Origin of the sequence: Burkholderia sp. MS389 (assembly GCF_016899425.1) — a bacterium.
GTDB lineage: Bacteria > Pseudomonadota > Gammaproteobacteria > Burkholderiales > Burkholderiaceae > Burkholderia > Burkholderia sola.
The window spans coordinates 544,028-562,811 of the sequence record NZ_CP045995.1; the positions used below are offsets into that span (position 1 = coordinate 544,028).

Annotated in this window: 12 protein-coding genes; 7 read left to right on the forward strand and 5 right to left on the reverse strand. The window is 68.1% G+C overall.

Features of this window, described 5'->3' with window-relative positions; genetic code table 11:
• Positions 1-3 precede the first annotated feature (3 nt).
• A complete protein-coding gene (locus GJG85_RS18940; RefSeq protein ID WP_204384268.1) occupies positions 4-936 on the forward strand; it encodes an ABC transporter substrate-binding protein in 933 nt (310 codons plus the stop codon).
• A gap of 70 nt (positions 937-1,006) precedes the next feature.
• Here GJG85_RS18940 and GJG85_RS18945 read toward each other — a convergent pair whose 3' ends face one another.
• A complete protein-coding gene (locus GJG85_RS18945) occupies positions 1,007-2,101 on the reverse strand; it encodes an LLM class flavin-dependent oxidoreductase (RefSeq protein WP_050014081.1) in 1,095 nt (364 codons plus the stop codon).
• Positions 2,102-2,171: 70 nt separating this feature from the next.
• Positions 2,172-3,131: an ABC transporter substrate-binding protein gene (locus GJG85_RS18950; protein ID WP_050014082.1), complete on the reverse strand. Its 960-nt coding sequence runs from the start codon at positions 3,129-3,131 to the stop codon at positions 2,172-2,174.
• Between the two features lie 306 nt (positions 3,132-3,437).
• Here GJG85_RS18950 and GJG85_RS18955 point away from each other — a divergent pair, with 306 nt between their 5' ends.
• The 3 genes from GJG85_RS18955 (at position 3,438) to GJG85_RS18965 (ending at position 6,682) form a co-directional block, all read left to right on the forward strand.
• A complete protein-coding gene (locus tag GJG85_RS18955; RefSeq protein WP_050014083.1) occupies positions 3,438-4,355 on the forward strand; it encodes an alpha/beta hydrolase in 918 nt (305 codons plus the stop codon).
• A complete protein-coding gene (locus GJG85_RS18960; protein WP_050014084.1) occupies positions 4,352-4,783 on the forward strand; it encodes a MarR family transcriptional regulator in 432 nt (143 codons plus the stop codon). The genes GJG85_RS18955 and GJG85_RS18960 overlap by 4 nt, the downstream gene beginning before the upstream one ends.
• Before the next feature lie 453 nt (positions 4,784-5,236).
• On the forward strand, positions 5,237-6,682 hold the full coding sequence (locus GJG85_RS18965) for an exo-alpha-sialidase (protein ID WP_050014085.1): 1,446 nt from the start codon (positions 5,237-5,239) through the stop codon (positions 6,680-6,682).
• A 70-nt stretch (positions 6,683-6,752) separates the two neighbouring features.
• On the opposite strand, the gene adhP is transcribed toward GJG85_RS18965, so the two are convergent.
• Positions 6,753-7,781, reverse strand: a complete 1,029-nt coding sequence (gene adhP, locus GJG85_RS18970) for an alcohol dehydrogenase AdhP (protein WP_089489388.1) — start codon at positions 7,779-7,781, stop codon at positions 6,753-6,755.
• A gap of 383 nt (positions 7,782-8,164) precedes the next feature.
• On the opposite strand from adhP, the gene GJG85_RS18975 reads away from it, so the two are divergent.
• Positions 8,165-10,249, forward strand: coding sequence for a TonB-dependent receptor (locus tag GJG85_RS18975; RefSeq protein WP_089489389.1), 2,085 nt, complete (start codon positions 8,165-8,167; stop codon positions 10,247-10,249).
• Positions 10,250-10,771: 522 nt separating this feature from the next.
• Complete coding sequence (otsA, locus tag GJG85_RS18980; RefSeq protein ID WP_089489390.1) at positions 10,772-12,178, forward strand: alpha,alpha-trehalose-phosphate synthase (UDP-forming); 1,407 nt, start codon at positions 10,772-10,774, stop codon at positions 12,176-12,178.
• Positions 12,179-12,348: 170 nt separating this feature from the next.
• Here the strand turns inward: otsA and ftsH are convergent, their stop codons facing one another.
• Positions 12,349-14,331 carry an ATP-dependent zinc metalloprotease FtsH gene (ftsH, locus tag GJG85_RS18985; protein WP_204384270.1) on the reverse strand — a complete coding sequence of 661 codons (1,983 nt, stop codon included), beginning with the start codon at positions 14,329-14,331 and terminating at the stop codon, positions 12,349-12,351.
• A 472-nt stretch (positions 14,332-14,803) separates the two neighbouring features.
• Here ftsH and GJG85_RS18990 point away from each other — a divergent pair, with 472 nt between their 5' ends.
• Positions 14,804-16,468 (forward strand): acid phosphatase, encoded by a 1,665-nt coding sequence (locus GJG85_RS18990; protein ID WP_050014089.1) that lies wholly within the window; start codon positions 14,804-14,806, stop codon positions 16,466-16,468.
• Positions 16,469-16,566: 98 nt separating this feature from the next.
• On the opposite strand, the gene GJG85_RS18995 is transcribed toward GJG85_RS18990, so the two are convergent.
• The gene (locus GJG85_RS18995) at positions 16,567-18,432 is read right to left on the reverse strand and encodes a phosphoenolpyruvate carboxykinase (GTP) (RefSeq protein WP_204384272.1); all 1,866 of its coding nucleotides are present in this window, start codon (positions 18,430-18,432) and stop codon (positions 16,567-16,569) included.
• Between the last annotated feature and the right edge of the window lie 352 nt (positions 18,433-18,784).

Here is an 18,784-nt window from a genome sequence, read left to right on the forward strand (position 1 = left end):
GCGATGACCGATCGACGCCGATTCATCACGGCCGCGCTGGTCGCGGCATCGGGCCTGCCGTGGCATGCGGCGCGCGCGGCGGCCGCCACCGCCGACCTGGACCCGCGCCAGGCCGGCCGCCCGCGCGCCGGCGCGGACGACGCGGCCATCCGCGCGGCAAGCGGCTATCGCTGGGTACGCGACGGTGCGTTCACGGTCGCGATCTCGCCGCATGCACCGCCGGTGTCGACCTATGCGACCGACGCGCGCACCGTGGTCGGCGCCGATCCCGACTATGCGCAGCTCGTCGCCGACGCGCTCGGCCGCACGCTCGTGCTGGTGCCGATCGCGTGGGCCGACTGGCCGCTCGGGCTGACGTCCGGCAAGTACGACGCGGTGATCTCGAACGTCGGCGTGACCGAGAAGCGCAAGGAGAAATACGATTTCACGACCTACCGGCTCGGGCTGCACGGCTTCTACGTGCGCACCGCCAGCCCGATCGCGAAGATCGCGGAGCCGAAGGACGTCGCGGGTTTGAGGATCATCACCGGCGCCGGCACGAGCCAGGAGCGCATCCTGTTCGAATGGAGCAAGCGCAACGTCGCGCAGGGGCTGAAGCCGGCCGAGCTGCTCTATTTCGACGACGATGCGACCGCGCGCGTCGCGCTGCTGTCGGGCCGCGCGGATGCGGAGCTGAACCCGAACGCGTCGCTCGCGTACGAGGCCGCGCGCAGCGGCAAAATTCGCCGTGTCGGCGTCGTCAATGCCGGCTGGCCGGCGAATGCGGATGTGGCGATCGCGACGCGTCGCGGCAGCGGGCTCGCGCCCGCGCTGACGCTCGCGACCAATGCGCTGATCGGCAACGGCCGCTACGGACAGGCACTCGCGCGCTGGGGGTTGCAGAGCGAGGCGATCGCGCGGGCGGAGACCAATCCGCCGGGGTTGCCGTCGTTTTGAGCGTTCAATGCACTCGCCCCGGCATGCCGTGACGGCGATGCCGGGGCGATTCGACTCACTGCTTGTTCGCCTACGCCGACACCGCGTCCCGATACCGGTCCAGTTCCGCGACATGCGCATGAATCGCCGGAATCAGCTCGCGCCCGTAAGCCAGCGCATCGTCGAGCGGATCGAAACCGCGAATCAGGAACGTCGATACGCCGAGCCGATAATACGCGCCCAGCGCCCGCGCGACCTGCTCGGGCGTGCCGACCAGCGCGGTCGAATTCCAGCGCGCGCCGGTCAGGTTCGCGACGCCCATCCACAGCCGCTCGTCGACCACGTCGCCCTGCGCGGCGGCCGCCATCAGCCGCTGCGAGCCCGCATTCTGCGGCGCGTGACCCGCGATCGGCTGGCCGTTCGCGATCCGCGCCGCGCGCACGCGCTCGCGGATCGCCTCGGCCTTTTCCCACGCGGCTGCCTCGGTATCGGCGATGATCGGCCGAAACGACACGCTGATGCGCGGCGCCCGCCCGAACGGCGCGGCAGCGGCACGCACGCGCGCGATCTGCTCGCGCACCGCGTCGAGCGGCTCGCCCCACGTCATGTAGACGTCCGCATGCTCACCGGCGACCGCGAGCGCGGCCGGCGACGAGCCGCCGAAATAGATCGGCACGTGCGGCCGCTGCGCGCCCTTCACGACCGGCGACGCGCCGCGCAGCCGATAGAACGCGCCGTCGTGATCGACCGGCGCATCGGCCCGCCAGATCTGTTTCAGCACGTCGAGATATTCGCCGGTGCGGCGATAGCGCGCATCGTGCGGCACGAAATCGCCGTCGCGCTGCAGATCCGCATCGTCGCCGCCGGACACCACGTTCAGCGCGAGCCTGCCACCGCTGAACACGTCGAGCGTCGCGATCTGCCGCGCGGCGGCCGACGGCACGATCACGCCCGGCCGGTGCGCGAGCAGCAGCCGGATGCGTTCGGTCGCGGCGGCCGCGAACGACGCGACGATGAAGCCGTCCGCCGCGTTGCTGAAATGGCCGACCAGGATCTGGTCGAAGCCGGCCGCCTCGTGCGCCTGCGCGAAGCGGCGCACGTAGTCGGGCTGGACGGCCGCGCCGCCCGGTACGTCGACCTCCGCGCCGGGTGTCGCGGTGATCATGCCGATGATGTCGACTGGCATGTCGGGGTGTCCTTGGGTATGTCGATCGGGAATCGCGGAAATCGCGGGAATCGTGAAGCGGGCCGCACGGTCACTGCGCGGCTGCCGTCTTCTGCGCGAACGCACCCGCATACGAGCGGTCGAGCAGCTTCGACGTGTCGTACGCGGCCGGAATCACGCCGGACTTGTGCAGGAAGTCGGCCGTGTTCTGCGCATCCTTCGCGGCCGTTTCGTCGACCGGGCCGACGCGCTGTTTGGCATTGTTGAGCCAGCGATACGCGACGTCGGGTTCGAGATTCGCGCGTTTCGCCCACAGGTCCGCGTACTCGCGCGGATGACTGTCGACCCACTGGCGCGCGGCCACCACGCGCCGCAGGAAATCGGTGATCTCGGCGCGCTTGCCCGACGCGGCCTGCTCGTTCGCGGCGACGAAGCTCAGCGCGGGCATCAGCCCCTGCGCGGTCGTCACGGGCCGCGCGCCCTGCCGCAACGCGAGCGTGCTGACGAACGGTTCCCACAGCGATACCGCATCGACCGAACCGTTCGCGAGCGCGTTGGTCGCGTCGATCGGCATCAGGTACGCGTACTTCACCGAATCGGCGCGCAGGCCCGCATGTTCGAGCGCGCGCAGCACGAGCTGCTGGCTCCAGGCGCCGCGCCAAACCGCGATGGTCTTGCCCTGCAGGTCGGCCACGGTGCGCACCGGCGAGTTCTTCGGCACGAGGATCGCGACGCCGTCGAGGCTCTGCCGCGACACCGCGACGACCTTGACCGGCGCGCCGCGCGCGGCCAGCGTGAGCAGCGCGGAATCGCCGAGGAAGCCGATGTCGATCGCGTTGCCGTTCAGGCTTTCGGCCACCGGCGCGGCGGCCTGGAAGTGCTTCCACTCGATCGTGTAAGGCAGGTCCTTCAGCACGCCGGACGCTTCCATCGACGCCTGGATGTTGAAGTAGTTCTGTTCACCGACGCGCAGCGTGACGGTGTCTTTGGCGATGCCCGGCTGCGCGGCGAGCGCCAGCAAGAGCGCCGTGACGATTCGGCTCAACAACATGATCTCCCGGAAGGTTGGCGGGCAGCCGCGCGACCGCGGCGCCCTTTTGTCCGTTTCGTCCGCCGTGCGAAACCGCCGGCGAGACGGATGGAACCGGTGAAGATACGTCGATCCACTTCATGACACAAACGCAATATTCTTCTATGTAAAGATGCGAATGTTTTATGAAGCATTCGTCCATGAGCGGGGCTCGCCGCCGGCCGCCGCTTCGTGAATTTCGAACGATTCCTCGATATATATTTCGCACACGAAATAAATCATGAACTATATTTCGCATACGAAATAACTGCCCGATCGAGGATGGCCATGACCTCCCAACCCATCGAGTTTTCCGCGGCCGACGGCTATGTGCTGCACGGCACGCTGTGGTCGCCGGACGCGACGCCGCGCGCGCTGGTCCTGATCCATCCGGCAACGGCCGTGCCCGAGCGGCTGTATGCGGGCTTCGCACGCTTCCTGACCGAGCGCGGTTTCGCGGCGCTGACCTACGACTATCGCGGCATCGGCGCATCGCGGCCCGCGCGGCTGGGCGCGCTTCGGGCCCGCATGCGCGACTGGATGGAGCTGGACGTGGGCGCCGCGACCGCATGGGCCCGGCACGCCTACGAAGGGCTGCCGCTGCTGGCGGTCGGCCATAGCGTCGGCGGACATGCGATCGGGCTGTCCGGCGCGACGCCGCATCTGCGCGCGGCCGTGCTGGTCGCCGCGCATGCGGGCAGCACGCGGCTGATCGCGCAGGCGGCCGAACGCGTGAAGGTCCGGCTCATCCTGCGCGTGCTCGGCCCGCTGATGTCCGCGCTGCTCGGCTACGTACCCGGCAAGCGGCTCGGGCTCGGCGAGGATCTACCGGCCGGCGTGTTCCGCGAATGGAGCCGCTGGACGACGCTGCCGCGCTACTTCTTCGACGATCCGACGCTCGGCGCGGCCGAGCGCTTCTCGAAGCAGCAGTTGCCGATCCTCGCGCTCGGCTTCGACGACGATCCGTGGGCGAACCCGGCCGCGATCGGCCTGCTGGTAAGCTATCTGGCCCGCGCGAAGGTCGAACGCCGTCAGATCGATCCGCGCGCGGCGGGCAGCGGCCCGGTCGGGCACATGGGCTTCTTTCGCAGCCGGCCCGGCGCCGTGCTGTGGCCCGACGTCGCCGACTGGCTCGCGCAGGCAATCGACACGCCGCGCAGCGCGAGCCGTCCGTCCCTTTCCATTGCAGCCGGGAACCCAGCTTGAGCGAAGACCGACGACTGTTTTTCATGTTGAACATCGGCCAGCGGCGCGTGCAGCGCTGGATCGACCGCAACGCCGAAACCGACACGCGCGCGAGCGCCGCGCAGGCCGGCGCGCTGTTCTGCCTCGCGAAGCAGGACGGCGCACTGATCGGCGAAGTTGGCGCCGCGCTGCAGCTCGCGCCGTCCGCGATGACGGGGCTCGCCGACCGGATGGCGAAGGCCGGCCTCATCACGCGTCACGCCGATTCGGACGACGGCCGCGCAACGCGGCTCTATCTGACCGACGCAGGCCACGCGGCGCTCAAGCGTGCGCGCGTGCTGCTGCGCGAACTCAACGGCAAGCTGTGCGACGGGTTCTCCGACGACGAACTCGACGTCGTCGCGCGCTGGCTGCACGCGTTGCAGGAACGGTTTCCGGCAGAGCGCTGAGCAGCGCATCGCGCTGGCGACCGGCTCGCGCCGGCATCCATCGCAAGCGATTGCGATTCGCGTTTTCGATTCGATTTTCATGCCGCCGCAACGGCAAATCTTGCATGCCGGCCACCCGCTTCCGGCAACGCTTTCCGGCTACGTCCTGTTACAAAAAACCGCCTGTCGCGCGACATTCGAATCGCCTACATTGCAATCCACTTCGACACATTCGTCGCATGCCCTGACTGGCGTTCCCGTCGGGTCGACATCGCAGACACACCCGACAAGCATTGAAAACGAAGAGGAGTCTTAACCGAAGCGCTGGCGGCATCCAGCGCACGCGGATTGCGATGACTGAAGCGGCACGCTGAACCGGACGTCACGACGTGCGCGGCACGATCGGCCGCGCTTCGGTTCGCATTGCCTCGTCGTGCCCCGCCATCGCCCCCGCACCTCACCGAGGAGTCGTCCATGCGACGCATGATCGTGTCCCATCCGCTTGTCACCCGCCTGTCCGCCGCGATGGCGCTGGCCGCCGCTGCCGCCGCGCACGCCGACCCCGTCGTCGTGTCCGGCCCGAGCCCGTTCGCCGCGTGCACCATCGGCGGCCCGGGCACCAACTACGTGAATGCAGAAGTCGAACCGTGGCTCGCGGTCAACCCGGCGAACCCGAACAACATGATCGGCGTGTGGCAGCAGGACCGCTGGTCGAACGGCGGCGCCCACGGGCTCGTCGCCGGCTACACGTTCGATGCGGGCGCAACGTGGGCGCGCACGCCGCAGCCGTTCAGCGCCTGCGCGCCGGGCGGGCTCAAGTACGAGCGCGCGTCCGATCCGTGGGTCTCGTTCGGGCCGGACGGCACCGCGTATTCGGTATCGATCTCGTTCAACCAGTCGAACAACGCCAACGCGGTCGGCGCGTCGGTGTCGACCGACGGCGGCCAGACATGGAGCAGCCCGGCCGTGCTGATCGCGAACGACGAACCGACGACGCAGTTCTTCAACGACAAGGAATCGGTGACCGCCAACCCGGTGAAGGCCGGCACCGCGTATGCGGTATGGGACCGCCTCGAGCTGCCGAACGGCAATCCGTACGCGAACCTGCACACGGCGGCGTACCGCGGGCCGACGCTGTTCTCGAAGACGACCGACGGCGGCAAGACGTGGAGCGCCGCGAAGGTCATCGTCGACGTGCCGTCGCGCCAGCAGACGATCGGCAACCAGATCGTCGTCGATCCGAAGAGCGGCACGCTCTACGATTTCTTCGACCTGATCCAGCCGCCGTTCAACAAGGCGGCCGGCAAGGTCGCGTTCGTCAAGTCGACCGACGACGGCGCGACGTGGACCAAGCCGCGGATCATCGCGGGGCTGCAGACGGTCGGCGTCACGGATCCGAACACCGGCGAACCCGTGCGCACCGGCGACATCATTCCGGAGCCGGCGATCGACCCGGCATCGGGCCAGCTCTACGTCGCGTGGCAGGACAGCCGCTTCAACGGCGGCACGTACGACGAGATCGCGCTATCGACCTCGAAGGACGGCGGCGCGACCTGGAGCGCGCCGCAACAGGTGAACACGCCGACCGGGCGCCCCGCGTTCAATCCGTCGGTGCGCGTCGACAACACGGGGGCGGTGATGGTCACGTACTACGACTTCCGCGACCTGCAGGCCGGCAACACGACGACGCTGCCGACCGGCTTCTGGCGCAAGATCTCGCACGACGCCGGCGCCACGTTCGCCGACGAGCGGCGCGTCGGCGGCCCGTTCGACATGAAGCTCGCGCCCAACGCCGAAGGGTTCTTCATCGGCGACTATCAGGGGCTCGACGTTCGCCCGTCGTCGTCGTTCCATCCGTTCTTCGTCCAGACCAATGCAGGCAACCTGACGAACCGCACCGACGTATTCTTCGCGCCGTGATACGAGGATGACCGTCACGCCGCCGCCGCGACGCCATCCGTCGCGCGGCGGCGTGCGCCTGTTCACCGCATCAATGCATGTCCGTCAGCACGATGCGGCCGTCGACCTTCCCTTCCCGCAGCTTCGCGAAGATGTCGTTGATGTTGGCGAGCCGGTCGCGATGGATGTGCGCGCGCACCAGGCCGTCCGCCGCGAAATCGAGCGACTCCTGCAGATCGCGCCGCGTGCCGACGATCGACCCGCGCACGGTGATGCCGTTCAGCACGGTCGAGAAGATCGGCAACGGGAAATCGCCCGGCGGCAAGCCGTTGAGCGCGACCGTGCTGCCGCGACGGACCATCCCGAGCGCCTGCGCGAACGCGCTGCGCGACACGGCCGTGACGAGCACGCCGTGCGCGCCGCCGATTTCCTTCTGGATCACTTTCGCGGGGTCGTCGACCGACGCATCGATCGTCAGGTGCGCGCCCAGTTGCCGCGCCAGCGCGAGCTTGTCGGGCGAGATGTCGATGGCCGCGACGTGCAGGCCCATCGCACGCGCATATTGGACGGCCACGTGCCCCAGACCGCCGATGCCGGAGATCGCGAGCCACTGGCCCGGCCGCGTGTCGGTGACGCGAATGCCCTTGTAGACCGTGACGCCCGCGCACAGGATCGGCGCGATCTCGTCGAACGCGACCTGCGCGGGCAACTGGCCGACGTAATCGGGATCGGCCAGCACGTATTCCGCGTAGCTGCCGTTCACCGAATAGCCGGTGTTCTGCTGGCCATGGCACAGCGTTTCCCAGCCCGTGCTGCAGTACTCGCAATGGCCGCAGGCCGTGTAGAGCCACGGCACGCCGACGCGATCGCCCTCGCGCACGTGCGTGACGCCCGCGCCGACCGCCGCGACGATCCCGACGCCTTCGTGGCCCGGGATGAACGGCAGCGACGGCTTGACGGGCCAGTCGCCGTCGGCCGCGTGCAGATCGGTATGGCAGACGCCCGACGCCTTGATGTTGACGAGAATCTGGCCCGGCCCCGGTGCGGGAATCGGAACTTCCTCGATGCGCAACGGCTCGCCGAACGCGTGTACCACGGCCGCTTTCATGGTCTGGGTCATGCGTTGCTCCTGTCTGGTCGATGAGCAAACCAGTATCCGGTTTCGGTATCGGAGCACGTTGATACGCGTCAACGCATCGGAACGATGCGACGGTCGACGCGACAGCCCGAGCCGGCGGCCGCACGCTGCCCCGCCGCTCACGCGACCATTTCACCGATCCGACAGAAACCCGACGGAGTCCCGCCATTCAGCTTGGAATTTGAAATGATATAACATATCATTTTGCGTGCTCGTCCGCCTGACGCCGTTTCAACCCAGGTGGCCGGGCCTCGCCGAGCCATGTTCCAGCGGGTCATTGCGCGTCAATGACGCAACAATATATCGTATCCAGCGGTGACCCGCATCGCTCGTTATCCGATCCGATTCCAACCGATTCACCGACCATGCGCGACCTTCCTCGCTTACCGCTTCGCCCGCTCTCGTCCCTGTCGTTGATCCTGTTCGCCGCCGCTGCTCACGCGCAGACCGACGTGCCCGCCGCGGCCGGCACCCATACGCCTGCCGCCGCGCCGCTCGCGCCGATCTTCGTGACCGCGAACCCGCTCGGCGACACCGAACTGATCGCGCCGACCGTCCAGCTTTCCGGCGAGGCGCTGACGCGCCGCCAGGCCGATTCGCTCGGCGAAACGCTCAACGGGCTGCCCGGCGTGTCGACCACCACCTACGGGCCGATGGTCGGCCGTCCGATCATCCGCGGGATGGACGGCGACCGGATCCGGCTGCTGCAGAACGGCGTCGCGGCGTATGACGCGTCGTCGCTGTCGTACGACCATGCGGTGCCCGAGGATCCGCTGTCGATCGAGCGCGTCGAGATCGTGCGCGGCCCGGCCGCGCTGCTGTACGGCGGCAACGCGGTGGGCGGCGTGGTCAACACGATCGACAACCGGATTCCGCGCGAAGCGATCGAAGGCGTGACCGGCGCGCTCGACGCGCGCTACGGCGGCGCGAATTCGGTGCGCGCGGGCGCCGCGCAAGTCGAAGGCGGCAACGGCCGCTTCGCGTTCCACGTCGACGCGTTCGACCGCGAAACGAGCAAGCTGCGGATTCCCGGCTACGCGCGCAGCAGCCAGCAACGCGCGATCGACGGCCCCGACACGCCGCAGCCGGAAGGCAACGTACCGAACAGCGACGGGCGCGTGCACGGCGGCGCGGTCGGCGCGTCGTACACGTGGGCGGACGGCTTCGCCGGTCTCTCGTACAGCGGCTACGAATCGAACTACGGCTCCGTCGCGGAAAGCGACGTGCGGCTGCGGATGCGCCAGGAACGCCTCGCGTTCGCGTCCGAGGTGCGCAACCTGAGCGGGCCGTTCACGAAGCTGAAATTCGATTTCGCGTACACCGACTATCGCCACAAGGAAGTCGACAACGGCGAGACGGCGACCACCTTCCGCAACCGCGGCTACGAGGCGCGCATCGAGGCGCGCCATCGCAAGATCGGCCCGTTCGAAGGCGCGATCGGCGTGCAGTTCGGCCAGAACACGTTCTCGGCGCTCGGCGACGAAATGCTCGTGCCGTCCACGCGCACCAACAGCGTCGCGCTGTTCGGCCTCGAGGAATGGCAGGTCGTCCCCGCGCTGAAGCTGAGCCTAGGCGGCCGCTTCGAGCACGTGAAGGTCGATCCCGATCCGGCCGGCATCGAGAAATTCGCGGGCGCGCAGCCGCGCGACTTCAATGCGGGCAGCCTGTCGGCCGGCGCGCTGTTCTCGCTGACGCCGGTTTGGTCCGTCGCCGCGAACGTCGCGTACACCGAACGCGCGCCGACCTTCTACGAGCTGTATTCGAACGGCCCGCACGATGCGACCGGCCAGTTCCTGATCGGCAACCCGAACGCGTCGAAGGAAAAAGCCGTGTCGACCGACCTGTCGCTGCGCTATGCGAGCGGGCCGAACCGCGGCAGCGTCGGCGTGTTCTACAACCGCTTCTCGAACTACCTGACCGAATACAACACCGGCCGCGTGGTGGACGACGACGGCGCGCCCGTCGCGCCGGGCGCCGACGGCTCGCTCAACGAGGCGATCTATCGCGGCGTGCGCGCCGAGTTCTACGGCATCGAGCTGGACGGCAAATGGCGCGCGTTCGCGCGGCGCGGCCACACAGTCGATCTCGAACTGACGGCCGACTACACGCACGCGCGCAACGTCGACACGGGCCAGCCGCTGCCGCGCATCGCACCGCTGCGCGCGACGCTCGCGGCCGACTACGGTTACGGCCCGTTCGGTGCGCGTGCGCAGGTCACGCACGCGTGGTCGCAGCATCGGGTGCCCGACGACGACTTCTCGACGGACGGCTACACGTCGCTCGGCGTGATGCTGACGTATAAGTTCCGCGTCGGCCCGACGCACTGGCTCGCGTACCTGCGCGGCGACAACCTGACGAATCAGGAGATCCGCTACTCGACGTCGGTCGTGCGCGGCTTTGCACCGCAAGGCGGACGCAGCGTGATGGCCGGATTGCGCACGACGTTCTAACCGCGGTACGGCTCGCGGCGCCCGCCGCGGGCCGCTTACCGATGCGAATCCGAACTGGCTGCACGCGCACGAAGCCGACATGCGCCACTGGCGACCGCCGACCGGCTTCCGCGTGACGGCATACGCGACGGAGACGACGATGCGCATGCCGTCATGCACGCATGCGCATGCGTCGGTACGATCGCGCGTCATTCGCGCCGCTCGCCGCACAGCCTTGTGCCCACTGCGTCACAGCGTGCAGCAAATTTCGGTCCCGCTCGGGCATCGCCCGTTGCCGCACCGCCGTCATGGGATACCGCGCGACAGGTTCGCGCGCGCCGTTTGTCGACCCGGACTTTTAAAACGCACGAATGACGAGTATCCTAAAAAAGCACTTTTCGACCGGACGGCGAATCGCGTGCCCCTGACTCCCGTCCGATCGCCATGCGGCCCCGTCGTATCGCGCACCGCGCGCCGATGGCGGCGTATGCCTGTCGCGCCCTGGCCGCACGAACCTTTCCCCAACAATCGTCAGGAGAGCTGGTGAGCCGACTCGTCGTCGTATCCAATCGCATTGCAGATCCCCGTAAAGCCGCGGCCGGCGGGCTTGCCGTCGCCGTGAAGGACAGCCTGCAGGAAACCGGCGGCGTCTGGTTCGGCTGGAGCGGCAAGCTACGCGGCGGCGACGATCGCCCCACGCATGGCGACGACGTGCAGATCCAGAACGTCGGCGGCATTCAGCTCGCGACGGTCGATCTCGATCCGCAGGACTACGACGCTTACTATCTCGGCTACTCGAACAACGTGCTGTGGCCGGTGTTTCACTACCGGCTCGATCTCGCGCAGTTCGACCGGCGCTTCGCCGACGGCTACCGGCGCGTGAACCAGCTGTTCGCGCGCAAGCTGCGCACGCTGCTGCGGCCCGACGACGTCATCTGGGTCCACGACTATCAGCTGATTCCGCTCGCGGCCGAGCTGCGCGCGATGGGCTGCACGAATCCGATCGGCTTCTTCCTGCACATTCCGATGCCGCCGCCGCCGATCATGGCCGCGATCCCGGAACACGAATGGCTGATGCGCTCGCTGTTCGCGTACGACCTCGTCGGCTTCCAGACCGAATCGGATCTGCTCCACTTCGAGCATTACGTCGAAGCGGAAGCCGGTGCGGCGCGGCTGCCGGACGGCCGGCTGCGCGCGTTCGGCCGTACGTTGTCGGCCGGCGCGTTCCCGATCGGCATCAACGTCGACGAGTTCGAATCGCTCGCGCGCGATCGCGACGGCCTCGACATGTTCGAACGCATGCGCGACGAGTATTCGCGCCGTCAGTTGCTGGTCGGCGTCGACCGGCTCGATTACACGAAAGGGCTGCCGCAGCGCGTGCATGCGTTCCGCGAGCTGCTCGAACAGTATCCGGAGAACCGCGACCGTGCGACGCTGATCCAGATCGCCGCGCCGAGCCGCGAGGATCTCGGCGCGTACGACGACCTGCGGCGCGAGATGGACAGCCTGTGCGGCGCGATCAACGGCGACTACGGCGAGCTCGAATGGATGCCGATGCGCTACATTCACCGCACCGTCGCGCGCAAGCGCCTGCCGGGCCTCTACCGCGCGAGCCGGGTCGCCCTCGTCACGCCGCTGCGCGACGGGATGAACCTCGTCGCGAAAGAGTTCCTCGCCGCGCAGGACGCGGCCGATCCGGGCGTGCTCGTGCTGTCGCGCTTCGCGGGCGCGGCCGAGCAATTGAAGGCCGCGCTGCTCGTCAATCCGTACGACACGCAAGGCACCGCGCAGGCCATCCAGCGCGCGCTCACGATGCCGCTCGAAGAGCGCCGCCAGCGTCACGCGGCGCTGATGGCGATCATGCGCAAGACCGACGTGCACTGGTGGCGCACGCGCTTTCTCGAAGCGCTCACCGAAGCGGCCGAAGTCGCGGCCGCGACCGAATCCTGACGCGCTGACGCGCGCCTACGCCCCGTCGTCATGCATTCGAGCGCGCCGCCGTTCGACTGATACGTGCGCGTCGCTCAGCGCGACGTCGTGGTGGGAAGGACCATAAAGAAAGACCATAAAGAAAGCGTGCGACGTCGGAATATCGGCGCGCGCCGGTCCACGCAGCGGCTTCAGCGATCGGATTCGTGCGACCGTCCGTACGCGACGAAATCGCGCTCGACGGTGGACGCCTGCTCCGTTTCGATCGCGCCGCCGCGCGCACCGGCGTCGTCGCCCGACGAGGCCGACGCGGCCAACGACGGTTCGATGCGCGCGTCGATCAGCGCCTGCAGCGCGTCGCGTTCGAGCACCTCGCATTGCAGCAGCCGTCGCGCGATGCGTTCGAGCGCGTCGCGACGTTCGCCGAGCGTCGCCGCGACGCGCGCATGTGCATCGGCCAGCAGCGTGCGCACCTCGTCGTCGATCATCCGCGCGGTGTGCTCGCTGCAGCGGCCGTCGCCCGCATGCCATGCGCCGGGCAGGCCCTGGCGCGCGTCACCGTCGTCGAACGTCGCGAGCCCGATCTTCTCGCTCATCCCGTACTGCATGACCATGTGGCGCGCCATCGCGGTCGCGCGTTCGAGGTCGTTCTGCGCACCGGTCGACACGTCGCCGAACACGAGTTCTTCCGCCACGCGCCCGCCGAGCAGCGCATCGATCCGGTCGAGCAGCTCGCTGCGGCGCAGGACGTAACGATCCTCGGTCGGCACCTGCTGCGTGTAGCCGAGTGCAGCGACGCCGCGCGGAATGATCGACACCTTCTTCACCGGATCGCAATGCGCGCGGCTTTCCGCGACGAGCGCATGGCCGGCTTCGTGATACGCGATGGTCAGCTTCTCCTGCTCGTTCATCACGCGGCTCTTGCGCTCGAGGCCCGTCAGCGCGCGGTCGATCGCCTCGTCGAAGTCCGCCATCGCGACCGCCGGCTTGCCGAGTTCGGCCGCATGCAGCGCGGCCTCGTTGACGACGTTCGCGAGATCGGCGCCGACGAAGCCTGGCGTGCGCGACGCGAGCTCGCCGAGATCGACGTCGGCGGCGAGCTTCACGCGCTTCACGTGCACGTCGAGGATCTGGCGGCGGCCGTTTACGTCGGGCCGGTCGATCGCGATGTGACGATCGAAACGGCCCGGGCGCAGCAACGCGGGATCGAGGATCTCGGGCCGGTTCGTCGCGGCCATGATGATCACCCCGGAGCCGGCCTGGAAGCCATCCATCTCGACCAGCAACTGGTTGAGCGTCTGTTCGCGCTCGTCGTTGCCCGACATCGGGCCGACGCCGCGCACCTTGCCGAGCGCATCGAGCTCGTCGACGAACACGATGCACGGCGCCTTCTGCTGCGCCTGCTCGAACAGGTCGCGCACGCGCGCGGCGCCCACGCCGACGAACATCTCGACGAACGCCGAGCCGCTGATCGAGAAGAACGGCACGGCCGCCTCGCCGGCCACCGCGCGCGCGAGCAGCGTCTTGCCCGTGCCCGGCGCGCCGACGACGAGCACGCCTTTCGGAATCTTGCCGCCGAGCCGCTGGTAGCGATCGGGGTTGCGCAGGAACGCGACGAGCTGCTGCAGTTCGGCCTTCGCTTCGTCGATGCCCGCGATGTCATCGAACGTGATGCCGGTCTCCTGCTGCACGTACACGCGCGCGCGGCTCTTGCCCATGCCGGTGAAGTCCTGCAGCCCGCCACGCTTGCGCAGCATCATGTTCCACACGAACACGAACACGAGCAGCATCAGCGGCAGCAGCCACGACGCGAGCGACGCGATCCAGCCGGTGTCGGGCGTGCCGTGATAGCGGATGCCCGCGGCGGTCAGCGTGTCGATCAGGTGTTCGTCGGTCACGCGGCTGGTCGTGAAGCGCCACGGCGCGCCAACCTGCTGCACGACCGCCGCGTCGGACGCCGGCAGCATCGCGCCGGCCTGCGGCATCTTCAGCGCGCCCGAGATCGACGCCGGGCCGACCTCGAGATCGTCGACGAGCCGCGCGGCGACGAGCCGGTGGAAATCGCTGTACGCGATCGGCGTCGACGTCGGGTGCAGCATCAGCAACTGCGCGGCGAACAGCACGAAGAAGCCCGCCGCGATCAGCAATCCCGGGTAGTCGAATTTCCTGTCCATCGCATCGGGCCTGCCATCTCCGCTGCGCGGCGTGCGCTCACGCCGGCACGCGCGCAACCGGTACGCGCGCAACCGGTACGCGGCCGCCATGCGAAAACGACTTGCATCCGCGCATCGTCGCCTCGCCGTCTCGCGTCGTTCGTCGCATCGATGCCGCCTCGACAACACCGTCGTCGGCATTGCCGGGCGATCCTCGCCCGGGCGGCACGCCGTGACGCACCGCCCTCGATTCCAGTCTAGTTCGTGCGCGGGCGTCGCGCCGCTCGCCGCGCAGCGTCGAATCGTCGGACGAACGGCTTTCATCCGCCCCCTTGCCGCGTTATAGTCGCGTGCATGACATTTTTGTGACAGTCGCCTCGCGCCGCCGCGCGCGAGGCCGGCCGTCTCATCCCGTCCCGCGTCGCGGCAGCCCGCGCGGCGCCGGCGCGCATCGAACGACAATGCCCACCCGCCCATCCGAGGAGCCCACGACGTGAACGACACCCCCGATCGCCCCGACGACCTACCCGCCGATCCCGACCGCCGCCGTGTGCTCGGCGGCCTCGCCGCACTCGGCGCCGGTGTCGCGCTCAGCGGCTGCGAAACCACCGCGGGCAACGCGCCGCGTTCGGCCGCCGACCTGCGCATCGACGAAGCGCTGCGCCAGCGCGTGCGCCACATCGTCGTGATCTATGCGGAAAACCGCAGCTTCGCGAACCTGTACGGCGATTTCCCGGGCGTGCGGTATCCACTGAGCGAAGTGCGGCCCGAACACGCGCAGCAGCTCGATCGCGACGGCAAGACGCCGCTGCCGGCGCTGCCGAAGATCTGGGGCGGGCTCGTGCCGCAAGCGCAGGAAGTGGACGGCAAGCGCTACGCGATCGCCGAGCGCGACATCGACAAGCTGCCGAATGCGCCGTTCCGGATTTCGGACGCGCAAGGCAAGCCGCTGCCGAACGGCGTGATCACGCGCGACCTGTGGCATCGCTTCTACCAGAACCAGATGCAGATCGCGGGCGGCCGCAACAACCAGTTCGCCGCGTGGGCCGATTCGGGCGGCCTCGTGATGGGCCATTACCGCAATTCGGCCGACACGCTGCGACTGTGGAATCTCGCGCGGCAATACACGCTGTGCGACAACTTCTTCATGGCGGCCTTCGGCGGTTCGTGGATGAACCACATGTTCCTGATTTCCGCGCAGCCGCCACTGTATCCGGACGCGCACAAGCATCCGCATGCGGCGAAACTGCTGTCGAAGGTCGAAGGCGACGACCCGGCCGGCACGCGCCTGAAGCTCGCCGACGATTCGCCCGCGTCCGCGCTCGACGGTCCGCCGAAATTCGCGGTCGACGGCCCGCTGACGCCGGACGGCTACGGTGTGAACACGATGGCGCCGCCGTACCAGCCGAGCTACGTGCCGCCGCCCGATCCGGGCAACGCCGCGTATGCGGATCCGGCCGACCATCGCGTGATGCCGCCGCAGGGCTACGCGACGATCGGCGACCGCCTGTCGGAAAAGAATGTCGACTGGGCGTGGTACAGCGGTGCATGGCAGTATGCGCTCGAGCATCGCGACACGGGCATGGTGCCCGACTTCCAGTACCACCACCAGCCGTTCAACTACTTCGTGAACTTCGCGCCGGGCACCGAAGCGCGCCGCAAGCATCTGCGCGACGCGGGGCTCGGCGACGAGCCGTCGACCAACCACTTCATCGCCGACATCGACGCGGGCCGCCTGCCGGCCGTCACGTTCTACAAGCCGCAAGGCAACCTGAACATGCATGCGGGCTATGCGGACATCGAATCGGGCGACCGCCACATCGCGACCGTGATCGACCATATCCGGCGCGGCCCGCAATGGGAAAACACCGTGATCGTGATGACGCACGACGAGAACGGCGGCTGGTGGGATCACGTCGCGCCGCCGGTCGGCGATCGCTGGGGCCCCGGCTCGCGGATTCCCGCACTCGTGATCTCGCCGTTCGCGAAAAAGGGCTTCGTCGATCACACGCTGTACGACACGAACTCGATCCTGCGCTTCATCAGCCGCGTGCACGGCCTCGCGCCGCTCGACGGCGTGGTCCTGCGCAACAACGCGTTCGCCGCGCGCGGCGCGACGCCGCCGGGCGATTTGACGAACGCGCTCGATCTCGGCTGACACCCGGCCGAGCGCCAGAAACGACGACGCCCCGGGCCATGCGATGGATGGCCCGGGGCGTTCATGCCGCTTTCAGGTGGTGACGTCGATGCCGCTCGTCAGCCGCCGATACGCCGCTCGATCTTCTTCATCGTCTCGGTCATTTCAGCCGGCAAGCGCAGCTTCAACGTATCGAACAGCGCCGCGTGCAGCTTCAGTTCCTCGCGCCATTCGTCGGCGTTCATCGACGTCACCGCATCGAACTGATCGCGCGTGAAATCGAGGCCGTCCCAGTGCAGATCTTCATACGCGGGCGACACGCCGAACGCATGCTCGCCGCCACCGCCCGTGCCTTCGAGACGATCGAGCATCCACTTCAGCACGCGCATGTTCTCGCCGAAGCCCGGCCACACGAACTTGCCGTTCGCGTCCTTGCGGAACCAGTTGACGCAATAGAACTTCGGCAGCTTCGCGCCGGCGGCTTCGAGCTGCTTGCCGAGTGTGAGCCAGTGCGCGAAATAATCGCTGACGTTGTAGCCGCAGAACGGCAGCATCGCGAACGGATCGCGGCGCACGACGCCCTGCTGGCCGACCGCGGCCGCGGTCGTCTCGGAGCCCATCGTCGCGGCCATGTACACGCCTTCGACCCAGTCGCGCGCTTCGGTCACGAGCGGCACGGTCGTCGAGCGGCGGCCGCCGAAGATGAACGCGTCGATCGGCACGCCGGCCGGGTTTTCCCAGTCGTCGTCGATCGACGGGCACTGCGCGGCCGGCGCGGTAAAGCGCGAGTTCGGATGCGCGGCCTTGCGGCCGGTTTCCTTGCCAATCTCGGGCGTCCACGGATTGCCCTGCCAGTCGGTCAGCTTCGCGGGCGGCGTGTCGGTCAGCCCTTCCCACCACACGTCGCCGTCTTCCGTCAGCGCGACGTTCGTGAAGATCACGTTTTCCTTCAGCGTGGCGATCGCGTTCGGGTTGGTCTTCACGCCCGTGCCCGGCGCCACGCCGAAGAAACCGGCTTCCGGATTGATCGCATACAGGCGGCCGTCGCGGCCGGGCTTCAGCCACGCGATGTCGTCGCCGATCGTCGTGACCTTCCAGCCGTCGAAGCCCTGCGGCGGGATCAGCATCGCGAAGTTGGTCTTGCCGCACGCGGACGGGAACGCGGCCGCGACGTGATACTTCTTGCCGGCCGGCGACGTCACGCCGAGGATCAGCATGTGTTCCGCGAGCCAGCCCTGATCGCGCCCCATCGTCGACGCGATGCGCAGTGCGAAACACTTCTTGCCGAGCAGCGCGTTGCCGCCGTAGCCCGAGCCGAAGCTCCAGATCTCGCGCGTTTCCGGAAAGTGCACGATGTACTTGACCGGATTGCACGGCCACGGCACGTCCTGCTGGCCGGCTTCGAGCGGATGACCGACGCTGTGCACGCACGGCACGAAATCGCCGTCCTCGCCGAGCACGTCGTACACGTCGCGCCCCATGCGCGTCATGATCCGCATGTTCACCGCGACGTACGGGCTGTCGGACAACTCGACGCCGACGTGCGCGATCGGCGAGCCGAGCGGGCCCATCGAGAACGGCACGACGTACAGTGTGCGGCCGCGCATCGCGCCGCGGAACAGCCCGTTGAGCGTCTCGCGCATTTCGGCCGGCTCGATCCAGTTGTTGGTCGGGCCGACGTCATCGCGCGACACCGCGCAGATGAACGTGCGATCCTCGACGCGCGCGACGTCCGACGGATCGGATTGCGCGAGATACGAGTTCGGGCGCTTCGTCGGGTTCAGGCGTGTGAGCGTGCCCTGGTCGACCATCGCCTGGCACAGCGCGTCGTATTCTTCCTGCGATCCGTCACACCACACGACACGCTCGGGCTCCGTGAGCGCCGCGATGCGCGAGACCCAGTCGATCAGCTTGCGATGCTTGACGAAGGCCGGCGGAGCGATCAGCGGGCCGTGTGTCGCTTCGGCCAAAGTGTTTTGCGACATGAGGATGTCTCCAGATTATTGGGCGGGGATGGGGATGCGGGGCGAGCCCGCGAGATGGGGAATGCGTGCGGAGCGCAGGAAGATGCGGCGCGCAGGACGGGACGCGCGAGCGGAGCGCGCGTCGATGCCGCGATGCGGGCGAGAGAAGATGAAGTCTCGTTAGAAAGTGCGAACACGAGTTTCGCCATGCAAGCAACCTGCCATACAACTCCATGCCGGCCAGCATACCATCGCCGTTATTGACGAGGCGTTGCGTTGCAACAAGAAACAATTGTGACGACGTGCCGGCATGCGCGTTGCAGACAGGCGCTTTTTACGGCGTCGTCCCGCGCGCTTTGGGGACGAAACGAGC